This window comes from Flavobacterium davisii, assembly GCF_019565505.1.
In the GTDB taxonomy this organism is placed as follows: domain Bacteria; phylum Bacteroidota; class Bacteroidia; order Flavobacteriales; family Flavobacteriaceae; genus Flavobacterium; species Flavobacterium davisii.
Genome location: NZ_CP067378.1, coordinates 2,310,660 through 2,326,139, shown reverse-complemented (window position 1 = coordinate 2,326,139; position 15,480 = coordinate 2,310,660). Strand labels below are relative to the sequence as shown.

Genomic DNA, 15,480 nt, shown 5'->3' with positions numbered 1-15,480 from the left:
TAAGCAAATTTAAATACAAAAGCAAAAATAAAAGTAGAAATATTTCTATAGTTTTTATAGGATTTTACACCATTTCCTTTTTAAATTTGTCTAATATTTAAAACTTAACTTGTATATGAATTCAATTTTAAAAGACTTCAAAACTTTACCAAGAGAAGTTTGGTTTTTTTTCTTCATGATATTAATTAACAGAATGGGGGCTATGGTTGTTCCTTTCATGTCTAAATATCTATATGATGATCTAAAATTTGGCTACGCAGAAATAGGAACCATCATGATGTGCTTTGGTGCTGGTTCTATAGTTGGTACTTTTCTAGTAGGGAAAATCTCTAAAAACATTAGTAGTTATAAGCTAATGACTTACAGCATGTTTTTTAATGGCGTAATTTTATTTAGCTTACAATTTGTAAAAGGCTTCTATCCTTTATGCTTCACCGTTTTTATATTAAATGTTGTAGCTGATATGTTTAGACCTTCGATGATGGCTACTCTAAAAGACTTTGTTAAAAAGAAGATAGAATTAAAGCCTTTTCTTTAATGAGAACCGCCTCTAATTTTGGCTTTATAATATCTCCTATCATTGCAGGTATATCAATTGCTACTGTTGGCTACTATTTACTTTTTTATATTGATGGTATATCATCTATCGTAGCAGTGGTGTTCTTTATAACTTTTGTAAAAGAAAAGAAATTGCTACACCAATTGACTTTCTCTAATTTGAATGAAGAAAAATTTGTTTTTCTAAAAGACAAATTACTATTAATACACTGTTTGATCACCATTATTACAGGTATCATATTTTTTCAAATATTTTCTGTATTACCATTGTATTATAGTGATGTCTTAAAATTATCTACAACATTCAACACTTACACATTGGTTTTTTATGGATTAGTTTTATTTTTCTTAGAAGTTGCCGTTGTATCATACATTAAAAAGAAAGAAATAAAAACCTTAAATGCCATTTTATACGGTTTACTTTCGATGTGTTTAGGGTATTTTATTTTAGTTGCTTTACAACAAACAATAGGAGTATTTCTTGCATTATCCTTCATAAGCTTTGGTGTTATGCTTACTTTTCCTTTTGCTGCTGATTTTGTACTTGAACGTTCTTATAAAAAAATGGAAGCTAAATTCCTTTCTTATTTTCAAATGTGTTACGGAATAGCACAATTTTTAAGTGCCAAATTAAGTCTATTCATAATTCACCGACTAGGATATAACATTAATTTTATTTTAAATATTTTTTTAGGCATAACAGGAGTATTACTTTCTTATATATTGATTAATCTAGTAACAAAAGAAATAAAAGATAAAAAAGCAGCTATTCTAAACTCCTTTTTTAAGTAATTAAAAGCTTTAAACGAGAACCATTATGCTTGGAAAAGTTCATGAAATAGGAATTCAAGAATTTGACAAGGTCGAAAGTATTATTTTAAGATCAGGGCTTGTTTTAGACGAATTTCTAGGAGGAAGTAATGGTTCTTTGCCTTTACTCCAATATAAATTAGAACGAAATCAGTGTAAAATTTATACTTACGAAGTAAATAGGCAAGTTTATGGGTTTATACTATTACTAAACAAAAGAAGTATTATTTCAAAATTGGCATACGATTGGCATATTGCTTATTTGTATGTTGATGAAAACATGAGAAGAATAAAAATAGGCGAATCATTATTAGATCGTGCTATACAGTTTGCGTCATCAACTAAAGCTAATGAATTATCATTATACACAACTAAAGATAACCTTTCTGCTATAAAATTATATAAGAAAAAAGGGTTTTTAGAAAGTAACTTTTTAGCCAATTACCTTACTTTTAAACTATTTTTAAACGATCACAGGTAAGAATTTTATATTTTAGGTTTATGTTTATTCAAAAGCTAATCAGATTCTAAAAACTTTTTAAAGTCACCTAAAAAGGTGACTTTTTTATATAAATATTTTCTATATTTGATTTAAACGGTAACCTTCTTTTCATGAAACACTTTATCTTCTTTATATTACTTGTAATTACAGCTTCTTCTTGTGGCCCTAAGAGGCTCAAATGTGGACCAAAGCGTTGTGAAACGAACTACTTTAATAACAATTTGAATGAAAAAAATACAATTACTACTTATAACACTCCTCACATTTAACTTATCTGCTCAAGAAAAGAAACGGGATATAAAAGATGTAGAAGTAGAAACTTCATGTGGACTATGTCAATTTGGAACGAAAGATAAAAATTGTACCTTATCTATACGTTATCAAAATAAGGTATACAATGTTATTGGCACCACTATAGATGACCATGGAGATGCACATGCAAACGACGGATTTTGTAATACTATAAGAAAAGCTAAAGTTTCAGGAACATTAAAAGAAGGTATTTTTTTAGTACAAAAATTTAATTTAGTTCCTACAAATCAATAAATCATTTTTTTAAAAACTAAAAGTACAATCTATATTTAAATATTACTTTTTTTCAGAACTTTGCAAACCTTTTGGATAATTCCCAAAAAAGATATGTTTTTAGTGATGAAAAAGAAGATTGAAATTTTAGCTCCTGCAAAAGATTTAACTACAGGTATTGCTGCCATAAATGCTGGTGCTGATGCAGTATATGTAGGCGCGCCACAGTTTGGAGCTCGTTCTAGCGCACACAATTCTATTGAAGATGTAGCTGCCCCGGGTTCAGTATGCACACCTTTATAATGTTCAAGTTTTTGTAGTAATCAATACTATTATTTATGACGGTGAATTAGAAACCTGTCGCCAATTAATTTGGAAATTATACGAAATAGGGGTCGACGCTCTTATTGTTCAAGACATGGGAGTATTAGAACTAGACTTACCTCCTATCCCTCTACATGCGAGTACACAAGCTAATAATCGCGATCCTAAAAAAATTAAATTCTTAGCAGACGCAGGTATTCAACGAGTAGTATTAGCTCGCGAATTAAATTTACACCAGATTAAAGAAATAAGCCAAGCAACTGATGTTGAATTAGAATTTTTGTAACGGGTGCTTTATGTGTTTCGTTTAGTGGAAATTGTTACATGAGTGTAGCAAATGGCGAACGTTCAGCCAATAGAGGATCTTGCGCGCAAAACTGCCGACTACCTTATAACCTAATTGATGGACATGGCGAAACATTAATCCGTAATAGCCATTTATTATCCATAAAAGATTTTGATGTAACGGACCAAATACCCCATTTAATAGAAGCTGGAATTTGCTCTTTTAAAATTGAGGGTCGATTAAAAGATGTTGTATATGTTAAAAATAATGTATCTTTTTTACGAAAAAAATTAGACACATTTTTAGCTCAAAATAACGACAAATACACAAAAGCTTCTTCTGGAAGTTGCACTTATACTTTTGATTCCGAACTGACCCGCACCTTCAACCGCGGTTATACAGATTATTTTGTAAACGAAAGACATCAATCTATTGGTTCTTGGGACAGCCCTAAATCAAAAGGGCAGTATATCGGCAAATTAATCAAAACTGTTGGTAATTCTTATGTCATTGAAAATGGAGAATTACTAAACAATGGGGATGGACTCTGCTATATTAATGAAGATAAAATAGCTGAAGGTATTTATGTAAACAAAGCCGAAAATGGTTTTGTATACCCTAACGTATTAAAGGAAATAATGCCCGGTACTGAAATTTATCGTAATAATGACGCTGCTTTTATTAAATTAGTGGAAAGAGAAGACAGTGCGATAAGAAAAATAAGCACCTCATTATTATTGAAAGAAAACGAACATGGTTTTGAATTAATTGCTACGGATGAAGATGGTAATACAAGTACAGTACAATTAATACACCCTAAGGAAAAAACTAAAAATGGCGAATCTATAGCCGAAAACTTTAAAGTAAATTTAGCTAAAACAGGATTTACTCCTTATACCGCTGATGAAATAACCATTTCTTTTTCAGACAACTGGTTTCTCCCTATTTCTAAAATTAATGAAATGCGTAGAAATGTATATGAACAATTATCCGAAATTCGTTTACAAAACTACAATAGAAAAGAGTTTCAATTAGAAAAAACCTCGCATCCTTATCCTGAAACTAAACTGGATTTTACTTACAACGTAGCCAATAAAACCGCTCGTAAATTTTACGAACGTCATGGGGTTACCGAAATAGAAAAAGCATTTGAATTACAATGGGATCCGGAAAATCACGTGTAATGACTACTAAATATTGTATTAAGTACGAATTGGAACGCTGTCCAAAATACCATCGCGAAAATATGGATCAAAAACTAAAAGAACCTTTAGTATTAAAGCAAGGTGAATTAGAGTATAAGTTAAAATTTAACTGCAAACCTTGTGAAATGGAAATTTGGGAAAAAGATGCCGAATTTGAAATTGAAGAAGATCATTTTCATTAATACATAAAAAATCCAAAAGGTCTTAATCTAATCATTTTTAAAAAAAGAAATTAGATTATGCGCCCTCTCCTTTCGTGGGAGTGACAAACAAAACGTTGATCGTTTAGGAATAAATTATTCGGCGCTCTTGTCATCCCACGCCCAATGTCATTAAGTTAAGGAATTTTAGTTCAAAATTCACTTTGTTATATCGATGATTTTAAAAAGATTATGTCATTTCTTCTTACATCGAAATGAAAAACCAGACGATTAACTTAATGACATTGATCATGGTTCTAGGAAGGATCACATACAGTGAGTAACATTATACTTTAACCCTGATTACGTCTTAGAAATTTTCAAAAACATATTTTATTGATTGTTAGTACTATATAAATTACGAACTAGAATTACCAAATAAATAAATCATTTTATTTCAATAAATTATAAAATTTATTTTTTCTAATGCGTAATCTGGGTTTAAAGGTTTTATCCCTTCACTCCGCTCGAGTTATCCCTTTGTCAACTCGAGCCAAGTAATGAAACAGGTGTAAAAAAATCTTTTTTTTTGCTTTTTATCTATTTGCCTAACGAAAAATTTTTAAAACTAGACACATCTATTATATCTTCTGTATCTGCATCATAAGTAATTTCTACTTGATCACCTACCCGTGTAATAGGTAATTGGTTAGATAGTTGTGAAGAACCTATAAATATTTTGTTTTCACCTTGTATCGTAAAATAGTAAAAACTATTCCCATTTTTCACATCATTTTGTATACGCGTTATTTCTGCTTTTATTCTTTTTTTATTTGTACCTGCTTCTAGTTTTATACTATCACCAGACATATTATACGCATTTTTATAAGCCATTAGAGTTTCCCGCATAGTATTTCCTACCCCAACAATTGTATAATCATGTATAGAAACCATAGCAAACATTTTTACCAAGCCACCTCTATCTTTTAACGTCATAACATAAGTTGGTATATTGTTAATATTATATGGAATAGGCAATGAAGCATTATATCCTTTTTCTTGTACTTTTCCTTGAGCTGAATTTTGTGCAGCAAATTCAGTTGCTCCACTTTGCTTATAAAACGTAGCTTGTTTAGTACGCGTATCGACTAATACAAATCCTACAGATGATTCGTCCTTTCCTACTGAGGTTAAACCTGTATACCAATAGGATTTATTATCTTTTCCATACACTAAACTCATATCTTCTGTTATTTTTAGTTTATCTGCATTAGAAAAATTCCAATACCCATGCACTAAATCTCCCCAATCATTTAATTGATCTTCAATAAAATTGATAGGTTGAATACGATCTACCCATTGGGGTGTTGTTGCTATAGTATATTCTTTTATAGTTCCTGTTTGTGCATCTACTACTAATACACCTGTAGCATCATTTCCTTTAAACCCTATTTTCTTATCGTATTTAGTAACTACCCAAAATGGTCTTCCTGTATCATCTACTTCAAATGTAAAATCTGTTAATCCAATAGTGTTGTATCCATTAAAATAAATATGTCTACGAATTTCATCCCCTAAATAAGCACTTGGTTGATATTTTATCTTTATGGTGTTTCCTTTATTAGTTTGCACTAATTTTACATCGCGTTCATTTGTTGCAGAAACCATTACATAACCCGCTGTCCCTTCTCTATTATTTAACCATTTAAAAAAACCAGAATGTAGCAAAGGGGCTACCCAATACAATTTATTATTAACTTTTTGAATGTAAAACTCACCTAAATGCACTTGACTACCTAAAGCAGGTTGGGAGCCTAATATTTTTTCACCTAATAGATAGGCTAGATCTTCATCTACTACCCGTACTTCATTTAACGAAATAGGTGCTATATGCTTAGAAATTTGATCTCCATTAGCTACTTTACCTATCAATTCTTGATATTTTTTAGTTTGTATCAAACGAGAACTAAAAATAGGCAGCACTAGTATATATACTAATAATATCCCTATGGCATATAATCCCACTTTTGAAGGTAGACTTACTATTTTTACTTGTTTTCCATCACGAGAAATTTGGAATTTGATAGAAAGAATACCCCATGCAAAAACTAAAAGTAAAAGTAAAAGCGGTAGTTCTACAAAGCCATAATTGAGTACAGGTAAATTCAAATAAGTCAGAAAAAAACCTAATACAACTAGGATACATCCTTTAAATATATAATTCATAATATAAATGTTTGATGAGTGGTTAGACGCTATTCATTGATAAAAGTTACAAAAGTCGTTTCCCAAATAATTTTATGTATTTTTGTCCAAAATTCTGTTCAACAATTCTACTTTTAACTATAAAAAATATTTTTAATGAAAGCATATATTTTTCCAGGTCAAGGAGCACAATTTACCGGAATGGGTAAGGATTTATACGAATCATCAGAATTAGCTAAAACATTATTTGAACAAGCAAATACTATTCTAGGTTTTCGTATTACAGACATCATGTTTGAAGGCACTGCCGAAGAATTAAAAGAAACAAAAGTAACACAGCCTGCTGTTTTTTTACATTCTGTTATTTCTGCCAAGGTTTTAGAGATAGAACCGGACATGGTCGCAGGACATTCTTTAGGTGAATTTTCGGCTTTAGTTGCAAATGGTGCTTTATCATTTGAGGATGGTTTAAAGTTAGTTTCACAACGTGCTTTGGCTATGCAAGAGGCTTGTGAAATGGTTCCTTCTACAATGGCTGCAGTTTTAAACCTAGACGATGCAGTAGTAGAAGCCATTTGTGCTTCTATAGATGGCGTAGTAGTAGCAGCTAATTACAACTGTCCAGGACAGTTGGTTATTTCAGGCGAGTTAAAAGCTGTAGAAATAGCTTGTGAAAAAATGAAAGAAGCAGGTGCTAAAAGAGCCTTAATTTTACCTGTTGGAGGTGCTTTTCACTCTCCTATGATGGAACCTGCAAGAGAAAAATTAGCCGCTGCTATTGAAAGTACTTCTTTTAACATACCTTCATGTCCCGTATATCAAAATGTAACGGCTAATGCCGTAAGCGATCCTGCTGAAATTAAAAATAATTTAATTGCGCAATTAACGGGGGCTGTAAAATGGACTCAATCTGTCAACCAAATGATTACAGATGGTGCAACTAGTTTTACCGAAGTTGGCCCCGGTAAAGTGCTTGTTGGTTTAGTAAACAAAATTAATAAAGAGGTAGCTACTATTTCTGCTTAATCTTATAGAACTATCACGCTAAAGGTAAAAATTTAGCGTGATAGTAATGTTTCATTATTTTACAAAAATTTCTTTCAATTGTCCGATGATGTTTCCGCTTCCTGAAATGGTGATTTCTCCAATTTTATCGGCAATTTTTTCTACGTATTCCATCTCTTTCAATTTCCAAAGCATTTCGTTTTCTTCCATCAATTTGGCGGTATTCAACATACTTCTCATAGAAGCAGTTTCCTCACGTCTCATAATGGTGTTGGCTTGTGCTTTTTTTTCGGCAACCAAAACTTGGTTCATGATTTCTTTCATATCGCCCGGCAAAATCACGTCACGAATACCTGCATCAAAAACTGCTACGCCCAATGCCGTAACCTTGGTTTGTGTTTCTGCTAATATGGCTTGACCGATTTCATCTTTTTTAGTCAATAATTCATCCAAGGTATAACCGCCCACATAAGCACGCAATGCCAATTGCAACAAGATGTACAACTGTTTTTCATAGTCTTTATTTTCGGTCAACGCTTTTTGAATATCGGTAACTTGATATTTTGCAAAAAAGTTGATTCTCAAATTGGCTTTATCTTTCGTCAACAGTTCTTGGCCTGAAATTTCCATTTGTTGTTGACGCAAATCTGCGGTTTTTACTTCCAAAGTAGTCCCGTTATTCCAAAAATTATAGGTGCCTGCCTCCAAAACTTGAGTCAATTTACCATTAACAAACAACAAACCTTTTTCATAATTCAAAACATCAAATTTTTGAACAAAAGCTTTCATTTTTGGATGTTCCAATAGTTTTTTGTCTCTATTTTCAATGATTTCGGTTTGATTCAAATCAATCGTTTTAAAATCATATTGTGTAAATCCTTTCCAAAAAGCGTATTTTCCAGCAGTTAAGACTTCTTTGAAATTATCATTTACATATTGCAAAACAATTTCGTTGTCTTTAACCGTAATCACATCCAATAAAGTGGCCAACTCTTCATTTTTCAATAAAATGTCCAAATGTGTTGGAGCTACAAATTCAAGCGTCATATTGTAGGTTATAAATTGGTACTGGTAAACGCCTTTCCAAAAGGCATATTTTCCTTTTTTAATACCGTTTTGAAATTCTTATTTACAAATTGCAATACCACATGGTAATCAGCAACCTCAACTACTTCCAACATTTGAGCTAAGGTTTCATTTTTCAACAAAACATCCAATTCCAAATCGGTTTCAAAGGGTGTACGCATATCAAAATAACGTACTTCTAATTGTGTTCCAATCAAGAAGTGCTTACCTTCTGTCAAGACTTTTGTCAATTTCTTATTCTTAAAAACCAAACCAACTTGAAAGGTTTCTATGGTAATTCTTTGTATCATATTTTTCAATTTTTAGTGTATCTTTTTAAAAAATGTTCGAACGAAATCGCTTTATCCAAAGCGGAAATGAGTTGTTTTACTTTACAGATTGAAAAGGTTTCAAATTCTGTTTAGCGTTCATTTTTATTTAAAATTGAAGCTATCAAATCCAAAAGCAAAGCAATCTTCTAGTAAAAGCGAACCTAAATCAGGCTTTCTCAAAAGTGCTTGCTGATTCATTACACTGACGTATCAACTAAATAAGTCGCAAGCTTGTTCCGTTCTGAACATTTTTTTGTACTGGTGAATCTTTTTTAAGAGAGATTCCACTCTTTCAAAAAAACTACAGTGAAAGTGTAGCGCTCTAACCAACTGAGCTAACGCAACGTATTGCGTATCGGACTCGAACCGATGCGTTTGATTACAGAATCCCTAATTCTGTGCGTTTACCAATTTCGCCATTCTTCAACTCAATGAGGAAGTAGGATTCGAACCTACAAAATCAGTATTTTAAGGTAAATACTAAACCCATCAAATCAAGTTGCATAGTAAGTTGTAACACGCCTCACGCGTAACCCTTACCACATTAGTGTTATACAGAAACACCCAACTGGACTTGTTTGATATTTTTATAAATTAATGAACTTGTTTTCGTTGTACAAAGATTCAAAACTAACTACGCAATTAATTTACGTAGTTAATAAATTAAACTTTAAACGTCATAAATTCTTCTTTAATAACACTGATTATCAAAACATTTAAACGCTTGTTGATTGCTTTTTGACTTTCTTTGTCTAAAGATTCCAAAACAGTTTCATGCTCTTTTTTAAAATCGATCATGATGTCTTGGCTCATCCAACCCGTAAGTTTACCTATGCGTTTGGGGTGAAATTCACCTTCTTTGCTCAACACATTGTACAAACGGTTTTCAGTAGTAAACAATTTGATTAAACCCAGATTACGCGTTAGAGATTTTCAAAAAACATATTTTATTGATTGTTAGTACTATATAAAATTACGAACTAGAATTACCAAATAAATAAATCCTTTTATTTCAATAAATTATAAAATTTATTTTTCTAATGCGTAATCTGGGTTTAATAATATTGTACATTTTCTATCATGGGCAACTACATAGCAACCATCATAACATCCTCTTTCTCCAGACATTCCTAAATCCATTTCATTTGGGCGTGATAAAAAAGAGGTCAACATAAAGAAGACTATCAATAAGAAAGAAATGCTAACCATAGCGGTTAGGTCAACTCTTGGTTTTAAGTTTTTTGATTTACGTGTAAGGGGTTTTCTTCCGAAGGTATGTCTGGTTTCGCTCATGGTGCTAATTGTTGGTTTATAAAATACACCAAGAATTAGCACCATTTTTTAAAGAAAACCAAAAATTAGGCATACAATTCTTTTCTCATGGCTATAAGTGTCTTTTCAACAGTAAGATAATGAGGTGTTTCCATAAGTGTGGCTTGGTTGTAAGTTTTTTCAATAATTTCCAAAAGATGTTCGGCTTTATCCATCAAAACCGCATAATCCAAATCGCCTGTTTTGATTTTTAAGAGTTCGTCACGGTTGGTCACACGGATATTTAATGTGCCTGTTTGCGCAATTTGCAATGCCGACTGTAATAGACGAACCGTGTGCATCATATTTTTACTGTCGTAATTTTTACCGTGCAACTGATTCAATTTATAACGCTCCTCATTTCGTTTTGCAATCCAATCCCAATAGTCTTTATAATCTTTGCAATACTGAGAATAGGCATCCTGATTGCAATATAAATAACCTACTTCTTTTTCCCCTTTGGGAATAGAAGACAAAGACGCTTCGTTGGACTTTTCATTTTTGATAATTCCTTTATAGCCTAGTGTAAATTTGCTATCATAAAATAGGGCGTACATCCCCCGAGAATGTGGCAGGTTAATCAAACCGCATTGTTCTTGTGTGTAAGCATTTTGATGCAACCATTGTGGTAGCGTAATCGTTTTATAGCCTTGCAACACATAACAAAAATCCAAAAGTGATTTTCGTTCTTTCTCCATCGGATTCACAATTTTCTTATTGAGTCCCCTTGCTTTTTTGATTTGCGTCATGGCATAGCCCGCAAAAGTATCTTTACACAATTTGGATAAGAAATCTTCTAATCGCAACTGTTCCATAATAGGATGCTTGTATAAAATACAATCTGCTGGCGTGGCTAGGATTTCTAGAATGTTGGGATTGTTTTTAAGCAATAGCTCCACAAAACGCCCTAATTCGTAGTAGACTATATCGTTGGTTTCGTTACTAATTTGCGGAATATACTCCAACCCATAAAACTGCTCTTTGGGTAAATAATACACGCCTTTTATATCCGTATCGGATGTTGGGGTGTCCAGCCCAAAGGACTTGCTACCCGAGATTACTTCAAAAAGGATTAGGTTATTAGATTTAAGGTCTTGGATGGTCATTAATTTTTTAAGTATTATTCAGATAGTTTTTTTACTTCTTAAATTATTTCAATCAATCAATCAATCAATCAATCTTTAGATTAAATATTACTCCAATTTTTAGAATTATTATCAAAAACTACATCAACCTTACCATCAATTGATAATGATATGATTGTTTTTATTCCAATGTTTACAAAATCCTTATTATTATTTATAAGTTTTTGTTTATAATCAAATCCTAAATTTTCTATTTGCTCCTTTGTTATCATAATTTTACTTTTTTACTAAATCATCAATAATTACCCAATCTGCATTTTTATATTTTTCTAAATCATCTTTAACATTTTCTTCTAATACTGCAAAACATAATAAGTGTGTTGGACGAGAAAAACCAACATACATCATTTTCAATGCTTCAATTCCTGTTGGAGTTTCACAACTTTGCTTTTGTTTAAATAGTGGGATAGTTTTTTTCTCTTGTTTTTTTATTGATTTATTTTTGCTCGCTTCCTTTAACTTTAAAGTTTCATAAACAGGTGTTTTATAGGTAGTTTCAACATACATTGTTGCACAATTGGTTTGACCTTTTACAGAATGAACAGTAGTTACTTCAATACCTAAATCATCTTCAACAATCTTTTTATTCTTAATTTTCATTTCATCAACATATTCAAAAATAAAAAACTGTGTTTTAGGATTAAGTTCTAAATCGAACCAATCTTTAAATTCGTTCTCAATGAAATCTTTTACAGAGTTAAATATTTTTCTATAATTTTTCTTTGAAACTAAATCAAAACACCAACCAAATAATTTATCTTTAAACGTATCATAAACTTCATTATCTGAATGATTTTTAATGTATTCTATTAAATCGCTTTTAGTAAAAAATCGTTCTACACTTTTACCTCTAATCTTCTTTGGTATTTTCTTGTCTTCAAATCTTAATATTGCAATAAAAGCATTCAGTATTGATTTTCTAACTGCTTCTAAAGTTTCTTTTTCCTGATTAAAAAGTTGAAGATATTTACTCAATGAATCGAAATCTTCTTTTTTTGCTTTACTTAATTTATTGTATCCAAAAATTGTATGAAGAGATAAATTGCCATCTCCTTCATTTGTTCTTTCCCCTGTCCAACCTATAATTTTAAAACCTTTTTTCCTTTCTTCGATATTATGAAGATTATGATTTTTTATTATCTCTTCAAATTTAATTTTTAATTGTTCTTTGGTTTCTTTGGTAAATAAAACTAAATGAGGATGAATTTCTTTTTCATTATTTGATAGTTTTCTTTCACCAATAACTATAAATTTTTTATCTTCATTTCTGTGAGTAAAGTGATTCACTAAATCTGCATTTTTGGCACTTAAGCGGTTTGAACCATTTAAGTAAATACTATTTCTTGGTTTCCAATCACATTCGTCTTTAACTTTGTTATAGATAGATTGATTTGGGTCGCCTATCCTTTGCATTATTGTTTTTGAGTTTCCTTTATTAAATACATCATCAATAATCTCAATTTGATATTCTTCTAAATCTTGCATCTCATCAATAAAAACATATTTAAAACGATGCTGAAGTTGCTCTTTTACTTTTGAAAAATTAAACAAATACCATTTTGCCAATGTAAAAGAATCTTTATATGAGAGAATACCATTGCTAAACAAATTTTCTTTCCAATTCTCAATTTCTAAATAATGGTCTTTTGCTGTCCCATCAAACTTAAATAATGTTGTGTTCTTCTCTCCGTATAATATTTTTCTATTTATTAAATCGAATTTTAAATAAAAAATAAAATCAATTGTATTTTCATTTTTCTCTTTTGTAGTAATGTTTGTCCTATTATGATTTGCTTTGCCATATAAAAGATTCTTAAGTTTTTGAGAAACATCTTCTTCTTTTTTCCATTGAAGTTTATTATAAAAAAAATCAGCTACTTCTTTCTTATATATTTCATCATCATTTTTAGCTATGTAGGAATTATATTTTATAAAATTTGCAGGATTAGCTAAAAACTTATTTACAAAGCTTTGTATTGTTCCTATAAAGTTTGGATATTCAAATAAATTAGGGCAATGTTTTTTTAATTCATTTTCAATTTCATCAACTGTTGAATTAGTATGAGCTAATACTAAAATTCCTGAACCATCTTTAAATGGGAGTTGTTTAGATAAACAATAAAGTTTTGCCATTAAAGCAGTTGTTTTTCCACTACCGGAACAGCTAACAAATCGCAAGTTTCAAGATTTTTAATAAATGGAATTCGTTGTAATTTATCAAATTCATTTCCTTTTATAAAAATTTGTTCCGCTTCTTTTATATGTTTATCCTCGATTTCAATTTTCATTACAAGCGTGTTTTATTGCATCTACTAAATATTTTAAATATTTGTCTTTTTCAATTCCTTCTTTAGTAATTAAAGTATCTTCTTCAATCTTTTTTGCGAGTATAGATGCCACTGCAACCTTATCAATTGAACTATGTCCTTTATCTTTTCTTAATTTTGAAATAAATTTTCCTTCTTCAAATTTTCCTTCTTTAAATTCATCTGTTAAACAATGTACATTAGTTACAGATTCTTTAAATAACTTATTTAAGATATTGGATTTATACAAACACCATTCTAAAGTCCAGTCAGTAGTATAACTCAATAATACATTTGTGTCTTTAAAATCTTCTTCATATTTTTTCAGTGTAGTTTCCTTTTTTTCTTTCTTCACTTCACAAAATGAATCATCTTTTTTTTCAGGTCTATTATCTAAATCAGTTATTATTGCTATAGGAATATCTAAAATTTCTTCTTGATTTTGTCTTAAAAATATTTTAGCAAATCTTAAATAAGCAGTAGAACCAACATTGACAATAGAAATTTCTTTTTCAGTTAAATCATAACCCAATCTTTTTGCTAAAATCGGTAATAATATTTCTTCTGACCAACCTTCAACTAAAATGATACCTTTTGCAAAGAATAAATTAGCTTTAGTTACATCGAGAAAACGTTCTAAAAATGTATAATCATCTTTTGATAGTTTAGTGTATTTATCAATTTTTGATTTTTCATTTTCTTGATTAGGTTCTTCACCTAATGGAAATGCTTTATTGCTATTACAAAGTATTAAATTGTGGAGTTTTACTTTTGATGCTAAATTCGGACTATGCGTAGATAATATAAATTGAACTTCCGTTTCTTTTTGAAGCGCTTCAATAATTTTCATCTGAGCTTGTGGATGTAAATGTGCTTCTAATTCCTCAATCATGCACAGTTTTAAACCATTCCAATTTTCTTTCTTTAAGTGTAATAATTCGGCTGCCATGTACAAACGATTCATTGTGCCTAAACCTAGATTCTGTTGATTTAAAACACCAAGAGAAATTTTTTCTAAAATACTTTTAATATCGCTCTCTCCAAGAGATATATTTGAAGTTTTGCTTTTATCTGTAAATGAAACTAAAAAGTCATCAATAATTTTTTTTAACTTTTCATTTCCATCTGTTTTAAACCATGTCTCAATCTTTTTATTTAATTTTTTAAATTCTAACTCAAATTGATGTTCCTCTATTTTTGTTTTCTTTTTAAAAAATTCGTGTTCTTTGAGTATTTGAGATAACCTTGAATTCTTTTTTGCAGTTAAATCATTATCTGCATCTCTCAATGCTTTTAAATATGTAGTTTTTAAATACTCTCTTGCTTCAGCATTTAGAGGATAACCCGTTTCATCCATACCGGCTTTTACATCAGTTACTTGAATTCTGTCCTGCTTTATTTCAACTTGATATATCAATCTTAAAATAGGTTTAGCTTCTTCTCCAATTCCCTCCCAGCCAAGCCATTCAATAAAATTTTTAGCTTCATTTGGTTTTATATCTTTAAACTCAATTTCAATCCTTAATTTATCAGAATCTTGATAAAAATCAGACTCCTCAACTTTAATCCATTCATAAGCATGAGTTTTCAGAACTAATTTAATTGCATCTATAATTGCAGTTTTACCAGAATCATTTTCTCCAATTAAAACGTTTAATCCTTTATTAAAAGGAACTATTAAATCTGGTTTATCCAAATTGAAAGAACCATCCGAACCATATTTTCTAAAATTCCAAAGTTTTAATTCTGATAAATACATAA

Annotated in this window: 13 protein-coding genes and 2 pseudogenes; 5 read left to right on the top strand and 10 right to left on the bottom strand. The window is 30.4% G+C overall.

Annotation, left to right across the window (positions count from 1 at the left end):
• The first annotated feature begins 115 nt into the window (after positions 1 to 115).
• The 4 genes and pseudogenes from JJC05_RS11105 to JJC05_RS11090 all read left to right on the top strand — a co-directional run bounded on the left by JJC05_RS11105 (position 116) and on the right by JJC05_RS11090 (position 4,392).
• Positions 116 to 1,350 (top strand): annotated as a pseudogene (locus tag JJC05_RS11105) (MFS transporter).
• 25 nt (positions 1,351 to 1,375) lie between these two features.
• Positions 1,376 to 1,849 (top strand): GNAT family N-acetyltransferase, encoded by a 474-nt coding sequence (locus JJC05_RS11100; RefSeq protein ID WP_088390584.1) that lies wholly within the window; start codon positions 1,376 to 1,378, stop codon positions 1,847 to 1,849.
• 246 nt (positions 1,850 to 2,095) lie between these two features.
• Positions 2,096 to 2,416, top strand: a complete 321-nt coding sequence (locus JJC05_RS11095) for a DUF6370 family protein (RefSeq protein ID WP_235877399.1) — start codon at positions 2,096 to 2,098, stop codon at positions 2,414 to 2,416.
• Positions 2,417 to 2,521: 105 nt separating this feature from the next.
• A pseudogene (locus JJC05_RS11090) lies at positions 2,522 to 4,392 on the top strand (peptidase U32 family protein).
• 558 nt (positions 4,393 to 4,950) lie between these two features.
• Here the strand turns inward: JJC05_RS11090 and JJC05_RS11085 are convergent.
• Complete coding sequence (locus JJC05_RS11085) at positions 4,951 to 6,576, bottom strand: hypothetical protein (RefSeq protein ID WP_105196350.1); 1,626 nt, start codon at positions 6,574 to 6,576, stop codon at positions 4,951 to 4,953.
• 135 nt (positions 6,577 to 6,711) lie between these two features.
• On the opposite strand from JJC05_RS11085, the gene fabD reads away from it, so the two are divergent.
• A complete protein-coding gene (gene fabD, locus JJC05_RS11080) occupies positions 6,712 to 7,581 on the top strand; it encodes an ACP S-malonyltransferase (protein ID WP_235877398.1) in 870 nt (289 codons plus the stop codon).
• Positions 7,582 to 7,635: 54 nt separating this feature from the next.
• Here fabD and JJC05_RS11075 read toward each other — a convergent pair whose 3' ends face one another.
• The 9 genes from JJC05_RS11075 to JJC05_RS11035 all read right to left on the bottom strand — a co-directional run bounded on the left by JJC05_RS11075 (position 7,636) and on the right by JJC05_RS11035 (position 15,478).
• Complete coding sequence (locus JJC05_RS11075; RefSeq protein WP_235877397.1) at positions 7,636 to 8,607, bottom strand: slipin family protein; 972 nt, start codon at positions 8,605 to 8,607, stop codon at positions 7,636 to 7,638.
• A gap of 8 nt (positions 8,608 to 8,615) precedes the next feature.
• A complete protein-coding gene (locus tag JJC05_RS11070) occupies positions 8,616 to 8,936 on the bottom strand; it encodes a hypothetical protein (protein ID WP_235877396.1) in 321 nt (106 codons plus the stop codon).
• 684 nt (positions 8,937 to 9,620) lie between these two features.
• Positions 9,621 to 9,857 (bottom strand): hypothetical protein, encoded by a 237-nt coding sequence (locus tag JJC05_RS11065; protein WP_235877395.1) that lies wholly within the window; start codon positions 9,855 to 9,857, stop codon positions 9,621 to 9,623.
• A 129-nt stretch (positions 9,858 to 9,986) separates the two neighbouring features.
• Positions 9,987 to 10,295 (bottom strand): ExbD/TolR family protein, encoded by a 309-nt coding sequence (locus JJC05_RS11060; RefSeq protein ID WP_258928698.1) that lies wholly within the window; start codon positions 10,293 to 10,295, stop codon positions 9,987 to 9,989.
• Between the two features lie 20 nt (positions 10,296 to 10,315).
• Entirely contained in the window at positions 10,316 to 11,374 is a 1,059-nt protein-coding gene (locus JJC05_RS11055; RefSeq protein ID WP_235877394.1) for a nucleotidyltransferase domain-containing protein, read from the bottom strand.
• A gap of 80 nt (positions 11,375 to 11,454) precedes the next feature.
• Positions 11,455 to 11,625, bottom strand: a complete 171-nt coding sequence (locus tag JJC05_RS11050) for a hypothetical protein (RefSeq protein WP_164849164.1) — start codon at positions 11,623 to 11,625, stop codon at positions 11,455 to 11,457.
• A gap of 4 nt (positions 11,626 to 11,629) precedes the next feature.
• Complete coding sequence (locus JJC05_RS11045; RefSeq protein ID WP_235877393.1) at positions 11,630 to 13,546, bottom strand: UvrD-helicase domain-containing protein; 1,917 nt, start codon at positions 13,544 to 13,546, stop codon at positions 11,630 to 11,632.
• Positions 13,546 to 13,701, bottom strand: a complete 156-nt coding sequence (locus JJC05_RS11040) for a hypothetical protein (protein WP_235877392.1) — start codon at positions 13,699 to 13,701, stop codon at positions 13,546 to 13,548. Before JJC05_RS11040 ends, JJC05_RS11045 begins: the two co-directional genes overlap by 1 nt.
• Positions 13,691 to 15,478: an ATP-dependent nuclease gene (locus tag JJC05_RS11035; RefSeq protein ID WP_127823847.1), complete on the bottom strand. Its 1,788-nt coding sequence runs from the start codon at positions 15,476 to 15,478 to the stop codon at positions 13,691 to 13,693. The genes JJC05_RS11040 and JJC05_RS11035 overlap by 11 nt, the downstream gene beginning before the upstream one ends.
• Positions 15,479 to 15,480 lie beyond the last annotated feature (2 nt).